Genomic DNA, 16,571 nt, shown 5'->3' with positions numbered 1-16,571 from the left:
TCAGCCCGCGCGCAGCGCCATGGTCATCGCCTCCACCGCGAGCAGCGGAGCCACATTGCGGTCGAGGGCCTCCCGGCACGCGGCGATCGCGTCGATGCGGCGCAGCGTGGACTCCGGGGTGCCGGCGCGGGCCAGCCGCTCCAGGGTGTCCGCCACCTCCGTGTTGGCCAGAGCCAGACGGGAGCCGAGCTGGAGCGCCAGTACGTCGCGGTAGAGCCCGGTGAGGTCGGTGAGGGCCAGGTCCAGGCTGTCGCGCTGCGTACGCGTTCTTCGCCGCTTCTGCCGGTCCTCCAGCTCCTTCATGACGCCGGCGGTGCCGCGCGGCATGCGGCCGCCCTGGGTCGCACCGAGGGCGGCCTTCAGCTCCTCCGTCTCCTTCACGTCGACTTCCTCGGCGAGCTGCTTGGCGTCCTCGGAGGCCGTGTCGATCAGCTCCTGGGCCGCCTTGAGGCAGCCGCCGACGTCGCCGACCCGCAGCGGGAGCTTGAGGACGGCGGCCCGTCGCTCCCGCGCGCGCGCGTCGGTGGCGAGACGGCGGGCCCGTCCGATGTGGCCCTGCGTGGCGCGCGCGACGGCGGCCGCCACGTCGGGCTCGATGCCGTCACGGCGCACGAGGATGTCGGCGACCGCGTCCACCGGCGGGGTGCGCAGGGTGAGCAGGCGGCAGCGGGAGCGGATGGTGGGCAGGACGTCCTCGACGGACGGGGCGCACAAGAGCCAGACCGTGCGGGGAGCGGGCTCCTCGACTGCCTTCAGCAGGACATTGCCGGCGCCTTCCGTGAGGCGGTCCGCGTCCTCCAGGACGATGACCTGCCAGCGCCCCCCTGCGGGCGACATCTGGGCGCGGCGGACCAGGTCACGGGTCTCCTTCACACCGATGGAGAGGAGATCGGTACGGACGATCTCCACGTCGGCGTGGGTGCCCACCAGGCTCGTGTGGCAGCCGTCGCAGAAACCGCAGCCGGGGACTCCGCCGAGCGCGCGGTCGGGGCTCACACACTGGAGCGCCGCCGCGAACGCCCGGGCCGCCGTGGAACGGCCCGAGCCGGGCGGGCCCGTGAACAGCCATGCGTGCGTCATCTTGGACGCCTCGGGAGCCGGAGCGTCCGCGGCGGCCGCCGTGACGAGGGCGTCGGCGTCCCGGGCGGCGGCGGCGAGCTGCTCGCTCACCTTCTCCTGGCCCACCAGGTCGTCCCACACGGGCATGGGGCACCGCCCTTTCGTCGCACTTTGCCTCGCCGCGTCCATTGTGCGGGTCGCCACTGACATTCGGCCCCGCCCGGGACGGATCGTCCCGGGCTGCCGCCTCACCCGCCGCCTTCACCCGCGCCGGGATGCGGTCCCGCCGACCACGGCGGGTGCCGCGCCGGCGCTCGCGCCACCACCGGTCATCCGCCCCCTGCGGGTCGGAGGGACTCCCCTGCCCGTCCCGCAGTGGTCGCCGGCCGGTGCCGGACGCCGGCCGTCAGCGGCGGCGGCCGCCCCGTCCCTCGTCCCGGTCCTCGTCCTCGCGCGGGCCGAGCAGCTCGTCCGCCAGGGTCGGGAGGTCGTCGAGCGGAGTCTCCTCGGCCCAGTCGGAGCGGGGCCGCCGGCGCGCGGCGCCCTCCTCGTCGACCTGGGGCAGCTCACGCGTGCGGTCGTCGGCGCCGTCCGCCCGCGGGGCCGGCCGCTCGTCCCGGAAGAATCCCGGCGGCACCCGGTCCGTCGCGTCCCCGGCCTGGGTACCGGCGCGCCCTTCCCGTACGGGTGGCAGGACCGCCGTCTCGTCGGCGGCACCCGGAGCCACCTGCGGAATCACCGCGGTCTCGTCGGCCGCTCCGGGAGTGACCGGCGGCAGTACGGCCGTCTCGTCGGCGGCACCCTGCGGCACCGGCGGCTTCGGCAGCTTCGCCGTCTCCTCGTTGTCGGAGCGGGAACCGGCCCGCCGACGGGAGCCGGACTCGGCTCGCGAACCGGCGGACCGGTCCTCCTCGTCCCGCACCGGCGCCAGCACCGTCGTCTCGTCGTCCCGCGGTCCGTCCGAGGCCTTCGGCGGGGTCACCACCGGGGTGGGCACCGTCGTCTCGTTGTCCGAAGCGGCTCCCGGGCGCGTGCCCGACGACGCGGCCGACGTCTCCGGGGCGGCGGAGGGAGAGACGGTCGGAGCCACGGACGAGGCCGCAGCCTCCGCGGAAGCGGCCGCCGCCGTCGAGGTGGCCGCGGCCTGCGTCGCCGCCCGCCGGGCCTCCTCGGCCCGCAGCAAGGCCTCCTCGGCCTTCCGCTGCTTCTCCAGCCGACGCGCGTCCGCCTCGGCCCTCAGCCGGGCCTCTTCCTCGGCCTGCCTGCGCAGTCGCTCCTCCTCGGCGGCGCGGGCCTGCTCCTCGGCGAGCTGCCGTGCCCGCTCCTCCTCGGCACGACGGCGCGCGTCCTCGGCGCGCTGCCGGGCCTCCTCGGCCTGGCGCTCCGCCTCGCGCCGCTGCGCCTCCTCCAGCTCGCGCTGCTTGCGCTCCTCCTCCTCGGCCCGGAGCTTGGCGAGCTGCTCCTGGCGCTCGCGCTCCAGCCGCTCTTCCTCGGCCTTGCGGGCGGCCTCTTCCTCGGCCTTGCGCCGGGCTTCCTCCTCGGCCGCCTTGCGGGCCTCCTCCTGCGCCTTCACCTCGGCCTCGGACAGCGGCAGCATGATGTCGAGCCGGTGCCGGACGACGGTGGTGACCGCCTCGGGCTCCTGTGAGGCGTCGACGACCAGGTAGCGCCCCGGGTCGGCGGCGGCGAGGGTCAGGAAGCCGGACCGCACGCGCGTGTGGAACTCGACGGGCTCCGACTCCAGCCGGTCCGGCGCCTCGGTGAACCGCTCGCGGGCCGCCTCGGGCGACACGTCCAGCAGGACGGTCAGATGCGGAACGAGTCCGTTCGTCGCCCACCGGTTGATGCGGGCGACCTCCGTCGGCGACAGATCGCGGCCGGCGCCCTGGTAGGCGACCGAGGAGTCGATGTACCGGTCGGAGATGACGACGGCACCGCGCGCCAGGGCCGGCCGCACGACGGTGTCGACGTGCTCCGCACGGTCGGCGGCGTACAGCAGGGCCTCGGCGCGGTGCGAGAGGCCCGCCGACGACACGTCCAGCAGGATGGAGCGCAGCCGCTTGCCGACCGGGGTGGCGCCCGGCTCCCGGGTGACCACGACCTCGTGGCCCTTGGACCTGATCCACTCGGCGAGCGCTTCCGCCTGGGTGGACTTGCCGGCTCCGTCGCCGCCCTCCAGGGCGATGAAGAACCCGCTCGTGGCGGGCGTCTGGGCCGGGTCGTCGCCGCCGCGCAGCGCGTCACGCAGGTCGTGCCGCAGCGGCACTCCGGAGCGGTCGTCGACCTTGGCGAGCACCACCACGGCGACGGGCAGCAGCAGGGCGCCGACGAGCATCAGCGTGAAGGCGGCGCCGCCGTGCGCGAACACGAACTTGCCGTTCTCCAGGCGGTGCGGGCCGATCCCCGCGGCCACCAGGGGCGCCATCAGCGCGCCGAGTGCCACGAAGACCCGTACGACGGCGTGCAGGTGCTCGGTGGTGCGGGGGCGCCGGTACTCCTCGGTCTCCTGGTCGAGGAGGGTGTGCCCGGTGTTCGCGGCGATGCCGGCGCCGACGCCCGCGAGGGCGAGGAGCAGCAGCACGGTGGTGACGTCGGGGACGAGGCCCGCGGCGAGCAGCGCGACGCCGGTGCAGGCGATGGCCAGTGCGAGCAGCCTGCGCCGGGACAGCGACGGCAGCACGGACGGCGCCGTACGGATGCCGACGACGACGCCTCCGGTGAGGGCCAGTACGAGCAGTCCGTACGTCACCGGGCCGCCGCCCAGGTCCTTGGCGTGCAGCACGCAGACGGCGACGGCTGCGGAGATCGCCCCGGCGACCGCGGCGCAGGCGATCACGAGCAGCGGGATCGCCCCGGTGCGGCCCTTGTCGACGCCGGTGCCGGTCTTGGGGCGGCGCAGTCCTTCGAGGGGTGACCGCGCGCGCGGGGTGCGCGCGTCGGGCAGTTCGAGGAAGGTGAGCACCGACAGCGACGCGGCGAACAGTCCGGCCGCGACATACGAGGCGAGCGCCGCCTGGTGCTGGTCGAACCAGACGATCCCGGCGCCCAGCAGGTTGTTGACCAGCGACGCGACGACGAGCGTGGCGGCGGCGAGCGGCACCGACAGGAACGCCGTACGCAGCGACAGGCGCCGCAGCGCGTCCATGTGGTCGGGCAGCGGGCGCACCGAGGCGCCCTCCAGCGGCGGTGCGGGCAGCAGGGCGGGGGCCGCGCTCTCCCGGCACACCGTCCAGAACCGCTCGGCGGTCCCGGTCACGAACGCGGTGACGAGGAGGACGGCGAGCGCGTCTTCCGGGGTCCAGTCGATCCACAGCGGCGCGATGATGAGCAGCACGGCCCGCAGCGCGTCCGCGCCGACCATGGTCCAGCGCCGGTCGAGCGGCCCGTCCGGCGAGGTCAGCGAGGTGAGCGGCCCGAGGAGCACGGCTCCGAAGAGCAGCGTGGCGAGGATGCGGGCGCCGAAGACGGCTGCCACGGCGAGGGCGGCACCGCGATAACCACCGCCGAACGAGCCCTCGCTGATCGCCGCCTGGAGGACCAGGACGACGAGCACCAGCAGGGCCAGCGCGTCCGCGACACCTCCCACCAGGTGCGCGCTCCACAGTCGCTTCAGCTGCGGCTGGCGCAGCAGCGCGCGGACGGCGCGCTCGCGGGAGTCCGCGACCAGGGCGTCGTCGGGGGCGGGATGGTGGGCCGTTGGCTGCTCGGCTCGCGTCATCCTGCAAGCCTATCCGGACCCGCTGACTCCCCGAAGGGGTGCCCGAACATACGGCCGCCCCCACACCGGATGGTGTAGGGGCGTACGCGTGTCCGGAGCCCGAGCCCCCGGGTCTCAGCCTTCGGAGGCCGCCGTCTTCTTCGCGGCGGTCTTCTTGGCCGGGGCCTTCTTGGCGGCCGTCTTCGAAGCCGTCGTCTTCTTGGCCGCCGTCTTCTTGGCCGGGGCCTTCTTGGCGGGCGCCTTCTTGGCGGGCGCCTTCTTCGCGGTCTTCTTGGCCGGGCCCTTGGCGCGCTTCTCGGCGAGCAGCTCGTAGCCGCGCTCCGGGGTGATGTCCTCGACGCTGTCGCCCGAACGCAGGGTCGCGTTGGTCTCGCCGTCGGTGACGTAGGGGCCGAAGCGGCCGTCCTTGACGACGACGGGCTTCCCGCTGACCGGGTCCTCGCCGAGCTCCTTCAGCGGCGGCTTGGCGGCCGCGCGGCCACGCTGCTTGGGCTGGGAGTAGATCTCCAGCGCCTCGTCGAGCGTGATCGTGAAGAGCTGGTCCTCGGACTGCAGGGAGCGCGAGTCCGTGCCCTTCTTCAGATACGGCCCGTAGCGGCCGTTCTGCGCGGTGATCTCGACGCCCTCGGCGTCCGCGCCGACGACGCGCGGCAGGGACATCAGCCGGAGGGCGTCCTCCAGCGTCACCGTGTCGAGGGACATCGACTTGAACAGCGACGCCGTACGCGGCTTGACGGCGTTCTTGCCGGTCTTCGGGGTGCCCTCGGGGAGCACCTCGGTGACGTACGGGCCGTAGCGGCCGTCCCTGGCGATGATCTGGTGGCCGGTCTCCGGGTCGGCGCCCAGCTCGAAGTCACCGCTCGGCTTGGCGAGCAGCTCCTCCGCGAGCTCGACCGTCAGCTCGTCGGGGGCCAGGTCCTCGGGCACATCGGCGCGCTGGTGGTTCTCGGCGTCCTTCTCACCGCGCTCGATGTACGGGCCGTAGCGGCCGACGCGCAGCACGATGTCGTTGCCGACCGGGAAGGACGACACCTCGCGGGCATCGATGGCGCCCAGGTCGGTGACGAGTTCCTTGAGGCCGCCGAGGTGGTCGCCGTCGCCGTTCCCGGCCTCGGCGGCGCCCGTCGCGTCGCCCTCGCCGAAGTAGAAGCGCTTCAGCCACGGCACGGCCTGGGCCTCGCCGCGCGCGATGCGGTCGAGGTCGTCCTCCATCTTGGCGGTGAAGTCGTAGTCGACGAGCCGCCCGAAGTGCTTCTCCAGGAGGTTGACCACGGCGAAGGAGAGGAAGGACGGCACCAGGGCCGTGCCCTTCTTGAAGACGTAGCCGCGGTCGAGGATGGTGCCGATGATCGACGCGTACGTCGACGGGCGGCCGATCTCGCGCTCTTCGAGCTCCTTGACCAGGCTGGCCTCGGTGTAGCGGGCCGGGGGCTTGGTGGCGTGCCCGTCGACCGTGATCTCCTCGGCGGAGAGCGGGTCACCCTGGTTGACCTGCGGCAGCCGGCGCTCGCGGTCGTCCAGCTCGGCGTTCGGGTCGTCCGCGCCCTCGACGTACGCCTTCAGGAAGCCGTGGAAGGTGATCGTCTTGCCGGACGCGCTGAACTCGGCGTCGCGGCCGTCGGCGGCCGTGCCGCCGATCTTCACCGTCACGCTGTTTCCGGTGGCGTCCTTCATCTGGGAGGCGACGGTGCGCTTCCAGATCAGTTCGTACAGCTTGAACTGGTCGCCGGTCAGCCCCGTCTCGGCGGGCGTGCGGAAACGATCACCCGAGGGGCGGATCGCCTCGTGCGCCTCCTGCGCGTTCTTGACCTTCCCGGCGTACGTACGCGGCTGCGCCGGCAGGTAGTCGGCGCCGTACAGCTGCGTGACCTGCGCACGGGCGGCGGTGACCGCCGTGTCGGACAGGGTCGTGGAGTCCGTACGCATGTAGGTGATGAAGCCGTTCTCGTACAGCTTCTGCGCCACCTGCATGGTGGCCTTGGCCCCGAAGCCGAGCTTGCGCGAGGCCTCCTGCTGGAGCGTCGTCGTACGGAACGGCGCGTACGGCGAGCGGCGGTACGGCTTGGACTCGACCGAGCGGACCGAGAAGTCGGTGTTCTCCAGGGCGGCGGCGAGCGCGCGGGCGTTCGCCTCGTCGAGGTGGAGCGTGTTCGCGCTCTTGAGCTGCCCCAGCGAGTCGAAGTCGCGGCCCTGGGCGACGCGCTTGCCGTCGACCGTCGCGAGACGGGCGACGAGGGTGGACGGGTCGCTCGGGTCGCCGGCCCGGCCGGTGCCGAAGGTGCCGGTCAGGTCCCAGTACTCGGCGGAGCGGAAGGCGATGCGCTCGCGCTCCCGCTCGACGACGAGCCGGGTCGCCACGGACTGGACGCGGCCCGCCGACAGCCGCGGCATGACCTTCTTCCACAGGACGGGCGAGACCTCGTAGCCGTAGAGGCGGTCGAGGATGCGGCGGGTCTCCTGGGCGTCGACCATGCGCTTGTTCAGGTCGCGCGGGTTGGCGACGGCCTCGCGGATCGCGTCCTTGGTGATCTCGTGGAACACCATGCGCTTGACCGGGACCTTGGGCTTCAGGACCTCGAGGAGGTGCCACGCGATGGCTTCGCCCTCGCGGTCCTCATCGGTGGCGAGGAAGAGTTCGTCGGAGTCCTTCAGCAGGTCCTTGAGCTTCTTGACCTGGGCCTTCTTGTCAGCGTTGACCACGTAGATCGGCTGGAAGTCGTGCTCGACGTCCACGCCGAGGCGGCGCACCTCGCCGGTGTACTTCTCGGGCACCTCCGCGGCGCCGTTGGGAAGGTCACGGATGTGCCCGACGCTCGCTTCGACGACATAGCCGGGGCCGAGGTAGCCCTTGATCGTCTTCGCCTTGGCAGGCGACTCGACGATGACGAGTCGGCGGCCGCCATTTGCGGTGTCGCTGGTCGGGGACAACTTCGCTCTTCTCTCCGGTCGACGCGAGGGGGCTCCCCGGGTTCTGGCTCCCGGGGGTCGGGTCGTGCTGACGCTGCGGAGTGTGACGGTACATCCCGCCCCCGTGTCAAACGGGAAAAGCCCGCAACGGCCACTCGAACGGTAACCCGACTACCGCCATTCCTGCCGCCCGGAGTGCCGACCAGGTCTTTCCGGCCTATCCGGAGTGTGACCTCCCAGTTACCGGAACCGGTGTGCTCACGCGCGCGTGAAACACCACATCCCGAGTGCCAGCGCACCCGTTCCGGCGACGCTCGCGAGGGCCGCCGATGCGACGCGGTTCACACCGTGGGCGACGGGCTCGCCGTGCCGCACCCGGACCGTCGTCCAGGCCAGCAGTCCGCCTCCGAACAGGGCGAACACCGTCCCCACGAAGATCGCCGGTCCGCTTTCCATGAGATCGTCCTTCCGCCCCCGGGTGCTCCGGATCGGGAGGCTGGCACGCCCCGGAAGCGCCCGTGCGAACCCACGGTGAACGCAGGGCGTCCGGCATCCCATGGCCCGCTCAGACGGTGCCCGGCGTCGGTAGTTTTCCGCTCGTCTTTTTCTCGTCGGCGCGGCCCACGGTGCACACGATGGTGGTGAACCCGTCGTTCCAGTCCTCCTCGTCGCCCAGCCATCCGTAGGTCTTCAGCTCCGGACCCGGCGCCCAACTCGACTCGAATTTGTTGCTGCAGAGCTTTCCGCCGTTGTCGATTCCCTTCTTGTACTCCATGTCCTCGGGCGCGGTGACGAATCCGACGACCTGGTCGGTGTGGGGCCGGGCACAGTCCGTGAGGAGGGACGAGAACTTGTCGCCCTCCTTGTCGACGTACGTCCAGCAGTCGCCCACGGCCATCTGCGCGGCGTACAGGTCCATGTCCTGGTCCCGGAACCGCGCCAGTTCGCCCCCGATGGGGACATGCCTGCCGAGTACGAGACATGCCGTACCTCCGTCCGCCGCGGTGAAGCCCGCCTTCGTCGGCACGAGGGCGTAGGAGCCCGCGTCGGGCAGGGCGGTGGCCACGGGCCGGGTCTGCCGCTCGCAGCGGGTCGCGCCCGCGGCCCGGGCGTCGGCGTAGTCGCCGGCCGTGTCGACGGCCACGACCTGGCCGTCCGGCCAGTCCTCGGCGCAGTCCACCACGCCCAGGTTCGGCACCGACTCGAACGGGGTGCCCGACCAGACCGCCTTCACGCAGTCACCGGCCCTCAACGGGTCGGTGAGGCCCGCCTCTTCTCCGTACGGGTACACCGGGCCCGTCGGCTGCGGCGTGCTCGCCGTGGAGGACGGGCCCTTCTTCGCCACGGCGCCCTCCTTCTCCCCGTCGCCGCCGCTCAGCGACACGGCCGCCCAGGCGCTTCCGGCGATCACGAGAACGGCGGCCACGACAAGGGCGATCACGCCGGCCGGCCTCTTGCGGCCCGGTCGGGCGGCGGGCAGCGCGGCGGGACCACCGCCCAGGTAGGGATTGCCGGAACCGCCGTACGCGGGCTGCTGGGCCGGCGGGTTCCAGGCGGCGTACGGCGACGAGGCGCCGTGGCCGAATCCCGGCGGACCACCCGGTGTGACGGGGCCGCCCGCCGCGGGAGTGTCGGATGCCGGGCCCGCCACGGGGACGGCCGGGTCGCCGGGCGTCTGCGGGGTGTTCGGCGCCGGTGGCACCCCCGGGGTCTGCGGGGTGGCCGGGGTGCGTGGCACGCCCGGGGTGTTCGGCGTCGGCCCTCCCGCCGGGACCTCGTACGGCCCTCCTGCCGGGACCCCGTACGGGCCGCTCGCCGGGGCGCCGTACGGGCCGCTCGGCCGGTCCGCGTACGGACCGGCGGGATGGCCGGGATACGCGCCGCCGTAGGACCCGGGAGCGGGCCCGAATTCACCCGGCACCGGCCCCTGTCCGGGCGTCGCTCCCCACCCCGCAGACGCACCGGGCCCCGCGCCGGACGAGCCGCGCAACACCCGCTCCAGCCCCCGCCCGACCGTCTCCGGCGAAGACCTGCGCACGGGGTCCTTGACGAGCAATCCGTTGAGGACGGGCGTCAGTTCACCCGCCCGGAGCGGCGGGGTGGGCTCCTCCGCGAGCAGGGCCGTCAGCGTGGCGTACTCGCCGTGGCGGTCGAAAGGACCCCGGCCCTCGACCGCGGCGTACAGCGTGGCGCCCAGGGAGAAGAGGTCGGCGGACGGGGTGGGCGGCTCGCCGCGGGCCCGCTCGGGAGCCAGGTATCCGGGTGTGCCGAGGATGCCGGCCGTGGCGGTGAGCCGCGGCTCGCGGGACTCCGGTTGGAGCGCGATCCCGTAGTCGGTGAGCAGCACGCGTGCGTGGGGGTCGCCCGAAGCGTCGGGCGCCAGAAGGATGTTGGCCGGTTTCACATCCCTGTGCAGGATGCCGATCCGGTGTCCGGCGGTCAGCGCGTCGAGAACGGCGAGCCCGACCCGGGCGGCCTGCGCGGGCGACAGGGGACCCGCCCGCCGCACGACGTCCTGGAGGTCGACCGCGTCCGGCACGTACTCCATGACGATCCACGGCAGGCCTTCGTGCACCACCACGTCGTGCACGGTGGCCACATGGGGATGCCCGCGCAGGCGTGCCGCGTGCCGGGCCTCGCTGCGCGCCCGCGCGATGCGCTGCGCGGGCTCGGCCGTGTCCACCGGGGCGTCCGGCAGCGCGATCTCCTTCATGGAGACCTCGCAGGCCAACTCCTCGTCGTACGCGAGCCATACGCGCCCCATTCCGCCCGCGCCGAGCGTCCGCAGCAGCCGATATCGGCCATTGATGACCCGGCCCGCACCCTGATCCGGCGTATCCCCCATCACGCCTCCCCCGAGACAGCGCGCCTCCCCCGAGGACGCGTGGAATCCGTCTCTTGAAGGTAGCCTCGCACGCGCCACCGACAGGAGCCCTTTTACTGACCAATCCTGTCCAATCCCGTCAGAACGGGCACATGCGGCTCAGAGGTGCGAATACGTCTCAGGAACTACGCCTCCGCCGTCCCCGGCGCCGCGGGCGGCCGCCGGGGTGACGGTCCCTCACACGGCAGGCTCGAGGAATCCCTGCTCCACCAGCAGCCGGATCTGCGCGGGCGTCCGGTCGCGCAGCAACACCGGGTCCTCACCGACCAATTGCGCGATGGCGTCGAGGATCCGGCCCGCGCTCAGCGTGCCGTCGCAGACGCCCGCGAAGCCCGCGCCGACCGTGTCCACCTTGGTGGCCCGGCGCATTCCGCGGTGCTGACGCAGCACCACGTGCTCCGGGTCCTCCGCGCCCGGCAGGCCGACCTGTTCCTGGACGACCTCCGCCACCAGCCTGAAGTGGCCCGCGAGCAGGGCCGCGTCGTCGTGGGCGCGCAGGAAGTCGACGCGGTCGAAGTGCGCCCGCACGGTCTCGCCGAGCGGCTGCTCGACGGGGTGCGGCCACTCCTCGACCGTGACCGAGGGGGCGGCGGCCGACGTCCGGCGCAGCGTGATCCATCCGAATCCGACGGCCTTGACCTTGCGCGCCTCGAACTCGTCCAGCCATGCGTCGTACCGCGCCTGGTACTCGGCGGGGTCGCCGCGGTGGTCGCCCGCGTCCCGCAGCCACAACTCGGCGTACTGCGTGACGTCCTGGACCTCGCGCTGCACGATCCACGCGTCGCAGCCACGCGGCACCCAGGAGCGCAGCCGGTCCTGCCAGTCCTCGCCCTCCACGTGCTGCCAGTTGGCCAGGAACTGGGCGTACCCCCCTTCGTTCAGCCGGTCGCCCACCTGCTGAACGAGCGTGCGGCACAGGTCGTCCCCGCCCATGCCGCCGTCCCGGTAGGTGAGCCGGGCGCCGGGGGAGATCACGAAGGGCGGGTTCGAGACGATCAGGTCGTACGTCTTGTCGCCGACCGGTTCGAAGAGGGAGCCCTCCCGCAGATCGGCCGCCGGGGCACCGGACAGCGCGAGCGTGAGCGCGGTGATGTGCAGCGCGCGGGGATTGAGGTCGGTGGCCGTCACACGCGTGGCGTGCTGCGCCGCGTGCAGGGCCTGGATCCCGGAACCGGTGCCGAGGTCGAGCGCGGAGGCGACCGGCATGCGGACGGTGATGCCGGCGAGCGTGGTGGAGGCCCCGCCGACGCCGAGCACGACGCCTTCGTCGCGGCTGCCGATGCCGCCCGCGCCGCCGACGGCGCACCCGAGGTCGGACACGATGAACCAGTCCTCGCCGCCGGGGCCGCCGTACGGGCGGACGTCCACGGTGGCGGCGATCTCGTCGGCGCCCACCCGGGTCAGCCAGCCGCTGTCCAGACACTCCTCGACCGGCAGCACGTCCGTCACGCGCGCGTGCGGCACCGGCTGCTGGAGCAGGAAGAGGCGTACGAGCGTCTCCAGCGGCGTGTCCCCGCGGGTCGCCCGGAGTGCGGGGACGGTCTCGCTGCGGGCCAGCGCCGCGTACGCCGGGGCGCCGAGCAGGTCGAGCAGTCCGTCGGCGGTGAAGGAGGCGCCGAGCAGGGCGTCCCGCAGCCGCGCGGCGACATCGACGCGGTCGGACGAGGGCAACGGTGACAGGCTGGTGTTACTCACGCCTCCCATTGTGTCCGCTCACGCCGCCCGGCACGCACTCCTGTGGACGGCCCACGCCGACGGCTGTGGACGGTGCCCGCCGACAGCTGTGGACGGTGCGTGGGCTACGACCGCGGCGGCGTACTGTGCCGACGGTCGCCGGCGGCCTACGGCGCCGACGACGCGGTCCACCGGCGGCGGCATCCAGGATGGGGCGCCCCAGGCCTCCCCGCCGGCCCCGGGCACCGACTGACTCCCGGACCCATGCCGATGGCCCGGTACGCGCGCGCGTACCGGGCCATCTTTCGGTCAGTCGAACGATCGCCGTCCGGGGTCAGCTCTTGGCGGCCGCCGTGGCGCCGCTGGACGCGGACTTGCAGCTCTGCTGCTGGGCCATCGCCTTGCCGACGTCGCCCTCCTCGAGCTTCTTCAGCGCGTCGTTGCCGCTCTTGCTCAGCTTGTTGAGCTGCGTCGCGATGTCCTTGAGGCCCTCGGCGAACTTGCCCTGGTCCTTGGTGTCGAGCTCGCCGACCTGCTTCTTCAGGTCGACGTACGCCGCGGAGAGGTCGTTGAGCTCCTTGACGGCGTTGGTCTGCTTGGTCTTGCCGTCGTCGACGTTCGGCGCGCCGGCCTTGTCGACCGCGTCGCTGATCGCCTTGTAGGCGTCGGCCATGTCCTGGAAGGCCTGCGAGTCCGTCTTCCTGACGTCCGCCGGTGCGCTGTTGTCCGAGGTCTCCTTCTGGATCGCGGCGTTGGCGGCCTCGATCTTCTTGGCCTGCGGCTGCACGGCGCCGCAGACCTGCTTGGCCCAGGCGTTCAGCTTGTCGTTCTCACCGTCGTCGCTGCTGCATCCGGACAGCGCCAGTATCAGTACCGCACCGCCGGACAGTGCGGCCGTGAGCTTCTTGTTCACCGGATTGGTCCCTTCCATGGCCCTCGGCCCCGGAACATACACGCCACACGGCCGGCAACCCCAGTCCGAATGTCCGCTAAGAGGGCCAATAATGCATTTTGCACCATGCGAGAGAAGGCTCACGAAGAGGGCGCGAACACGCACAGGGCGGGCGGGCGGCGCGTACCGACGCGCCGCCCGCCCGCCCTGTGGCCCGCACCTGACCAGGCACGCGAACGCATGCCTGTGCGGGGTGGGACGCGGGAGCTACGAAACCACCGCGGGATCGGGCGACTTGCTCGACCGTTCCGCGTTCTCTTCGTCACCCACGGCGATTCCGCGCCGCTTGGAGATGTACACCGCGCCCACGATCACGAGGAGCGCGAGGACGGCGATGAGCACCCGTACCCCGACGTTCTTGTCGTCGCCGTACGAGAACTTGACGACTGCCGGCGCGATCAGCAGCGACACCAGGTTCATCACCTTCAGCAGCGGGTTGATCGCGGGGCCTGCGGTGTCCTTGAAGGGGTCGCCGACCGTGTCGCCGATCACTGTCGCGGCGTGGGCCTCGCTGCCCTTGCCGCCGTGGTGACCGTCCTCGACGAGCTTCTTCGCGTTGTCCCACGCTCCGCCGGAGTTGGCGAGGAAGACCGCCATCAGCGTGCCGGTGCCGATGGCGCCCGCGAGGAAGGAGCCGAGCGCGCCGACCCCGAGCGTGAACCCGATCGCGATCGGGGTGAGCACGGCGAGCAGGCCGGGCGTGGCCAGTTCGCGCAGCGCGTCCTTGGTGCAGATGTCGACGACGCGCCCGTACTCGGGCTTCTCGGTGTAGTCCATGATCCCGGGGTGCTCGCGGAACTGCCGCCGCACCTCGTACACCACGGATCCCGCCGACCGCGAGACCGCGTTGATCGCCAGTCCGGAGAAGAGGAAGACGACCGCGGCGCCCGCGATCAGGCCCACCAGGTTGTTGGGCTGCGAGATGTCCATCATCAGGTTCATCGGAGCACCCGCGCCGGAGACCTTCTCACCCACGTCGTTCGCGGCCGAGACGATCGCGTCCCGGTACGAGCCGAAGAGGGCCGAGGCGGCCAGGACGGCGGTGGCGATGGCGATGCCCTTGGTGATGGCCTTCGTGGTGTTGCCGACGGCGTCCAGGTCGGTGAGGACCTGTGCGCCCGCGCCCTTGACGTCGCCGGACATCTCCGCGATGCCCTGCGCGTTGTCGGACACCGGACCGAAGGTGTCCATGGCGACGATGACACCGACCGTGGTGAGCAGGCCGGTGCCGGCCAGGGCGACCGCGAAGAGGGCCAGCATGATCGACGTACCGCCGAGCAGGAAGGCCCCGTAGACGCCGAGGCCGATCAGCAGGGCGGTGTAGACGGCCGATTCGAGGCCCACCGAGATACCGGCGAGGACGACGGTGGCCGGGCCGGTCAGCGACGTCTTGCCGATGTCCCGGACCGGACGGCGGTTGGTCTCCGTGAAGTAGCCGGTCAGCTGCTGGATCAGCGCGGCCAGCACAATGCCGATCGCCACGGCGACGACCGCGAGGATCCGCGGGTCTCCGTCCTTGGCCTTGATCGCCGCGTCGGTGACACCGTCCAGGTCGGCGTACTTCGCCGGGAGGTAGGCGTAGACGGCCACGGCCACCAGCGCCAGCGAGATCACCGCGGAGATGAAGAAGCCACGGTTGATCGCGGACATGCCGCTGCGGTCGGACCGCCGGGGCGCGACCGCGAAGATGCCGATCATCGCCGTGATCACACCGATGGCGGGCACGATCAGCGGGAACGCGAGTCCGGAGTCGCCGAACGCCACCTTGCCGAGGATCAGCGCGGCGACGAGCGTGACGGCGTACGACTCGAAGAGGTCCGCCGCCATGCCCGCACAGTCTCCGACGTTGTCGCCCACGTTGTCGGCGATGGTCGCGGCATTGCGCGGGTCGTCCTCCGGAATGCCCTGCTCGACCTTGCCGACCAGGTCGGCGCCGACGTCGGCGGCCTTGGTGAAGATGCCGCCTCCGACACGCATGAACATGGCGATCAGCGCGGCACCGAGACCGAAGCCCTCCAGGACCTTCGGCGCGTCGGCCGCGTACACCAGCACCACGCAGGAGGCGCCCAGCAGACCGAGCCCCACCGTGAACATGCCGACGACGCCGCCCGTGCGGAAAGCGATCTTCATGGCTTTGTGCGAGACGGCGGTGAGATCCTTTTCGGGCTCACCCTCCGCCGGGGTCGCTTCCCTTGCCGCAGCGGCCACGCGGACATTGCTCCGTACGGCGAGCCACATACCGATATAGCCGGTGGTCGCCGAGAACGCCGCGCCGATCAAGAAGAAGATCGATCGGCCGGCGCGCTGATTCCAGTCGTCCGCGGGTAGCAGCATGAGCAGGAAGAACACCACGACGGCGAATGCGCCGAGCGTGCGCATCTGCCGGCCCAGGTAGGCATTCGCGCCTTCCTGCACCGCCGCCGCGATCTCCTTCATGCTGTCGGTGCCCTCGCCCGCCGCGAGCACCTGGCGCACCAGGACTCCGGCGACCACGAGCGCTGCCAGTGCGACGGCGCCGATCACCATGACGATGAGCCGGTTGTCGTCTGTCAGTACTGCGGCTGCGAAGGTTGTGGGGTGGTCAAACTGATGAGGGGTAGAAAGCCCCGCCATTCGTCCTCCTTGACGCCTGTGCTGAGCTCAAGATGTGGACGGATTGTAGGTACCGGAACCTGATCAAAACAGTGCGCGGTAAACGGAATTGGCCTTCACATGCTCTTCAGCAAATGATCGACGGGCGTTCATGGAACCCAAAAGAGGTAATGCCCTAAAGGCGTTGACTCTTGATCAAATAATCGCGCACGGGATCGTGAATTCATTCACGAAAAGGCGGGCGCGGGGCGGCGCATGCAGAAGGGCCCTGCTCAGCAGGGCCCTTCAGGGTGTTGCGCGTGCGGTCGAGGAGGTCTGCGCGCGGTCAGGAGGCGAGCGTGGCGGGCGGCGTGGTCGGCCAGCTCATCCTGATCAGTCCGCCGTTCTCCCCGGCGGAAACCTCCAGATCGTCGACGAGGCCGCTGATGACCGCGAGGCCCATCTCGTCCTCCTCGGCCTCCGCGTCGCCGGGGGCGGCGCCGGACGACGCGCCGCCGGGCAGCGCCCGCGGAGCCTCGTCACCGACCTCGATGGAGAACTGCTTCTCGTCCTCGATCAGCATCACCCGCACCGGCGCCGAGATACCGCTGCTCTGGTGCAGTCCGACGGCACGAGAACAGGCCTCGCCGACGGCGAGCCTGACCTCGTCGAGTACGGCCTCGTCCACCCCGGCCCTGCGCGCCACCGCTGCCGCCACCAGTCGGGCGGTCCTGACGTGCTCGGGCAGCGCACTGAAGCGGAGTTCAACGGTGGCCATGCATCCCCCTCGGAACTACGGGCGTGCC

General features: G+C 71.9%; 9 protein-coding genes. All 9 read right to left on the bottom strand.

What is annotated here, in order from left to right:
- Entirely contained in the window at positions 1–1,206 is a 1,206-nt protein-coding gene (locus tag BKI49_RS20360; protein ID WP_095935683.1) for a DNA polymerase III subunit delta', read from the bottom strand.
- A 259-nt stretch (positions 1,207–1,465) separates the two neighbouring features.
- Entirely contained in the window at positions 1,466–4,777 is a 3,312-nt protein-coding gene (gene tmk / locus BKI49_RS20355; RefSeq protein WP_095935682.1) for a dTMP kinase, read from the bottom strand.
- Positions 4,778–4,891: 114 nt separating this feature from the next.
- Positions 4,892–7,705: a type I DNA topoisomerase gene (gene topA, locus BKI49_RS20350; RefSeq protein WP_095935681.1), complete on the bottom strand. Its 2,814-nt coding sequence runs from the start codon at positions 7,703–7,705 to the stop codon at positions 4,892–4,894.
- 237 nt (positions 7,706–7,942) lie between these two features.
- Entirely contained in the window at positions 7,943–8,140 is a 198-nt protein-coding gene (locus tag BKI49_RS20345; protein WP_095935680.1) for a hypothetical protein, read from the bottom strand.
- A gap of 109 nt (positions 8,141–8,249) precedes the next feature.
- A complete protein-coding gene (locus tag BKI49_RS20340) occupies positions 8,250–10,529 on the bottom strand; it encodes a protein kinase domain-containing protein (RefSeq protein ID WP_179332510.1) in 2,280 nt (759 codons plus the stop codon).
- 216 nt (positions 10,530–10,745) lie between these two features.
- Positions 10,746–12,263 carry a DUF7059 domain-containing protein gene (locus BKI49_RS20335; RefSeq protein ID WP_095935809.1) on the bottom strand — a complete coding sequence of 506 codons (1,518 nt, stop codon included), beginning with the start codon at positions 12,261–12,263 and terminating at the stop codon, positions 10,746–10,748.
- Positions 12,264–12,576: 313 nt separating this feature from the next.
- Positions 12,577–13,173 carry a small secreted protein gene (locus BKI49_RS20330; RefSeq protein WP_095935678.1) on the bottom strand — a complete coding sequence of 199 codons (597 nt, stop codon included), beginning with the start codon at positions 13,171–13,173 and terminating at the stop codon, positions 12,577–12,579.
- A 228-nt stretch (positions 13,174–13,401) separates the two neighbouring features.
- A complete protein-coding gene (locus BKI49_RS20325) occupies positions 13,402–15,807 on the bottom strand; it encodes a sodium-translocating pyrophosphatase (protein ID WP_095935677.1) in 2,406 nt (801 codons plus the stop codon).
- Positions 15,808–16,111: 304 nt separating this feature from the next.
- Entirely contained in the window at positions 16,112–16,543 is a 432-nt protein-coding gene (locus BKI49_RS20320) for an ATP-binding protein (RefSeq protein ID WP_095935676.1), read from the bottom strand.
- Positions 16,544–16,571 lie beyond the last annotated feature (28 nt).

Origin of the sequence: Streptomyces sp. Tue6028, from assembly GCF_002300165.1 — a bacterium.
Taxonomy (GTDB): domain Bacteria; phylum Actinomycetota; class Actinomycetes; order Streptomycetales; family Streptomycetaceae; genus Streptomyces; species Streptomyces siamensis.
Note: the sequence above shows the minus strand (reverse complement) of the source record. Positions and strands in the feature narration are given on the sequence as shown.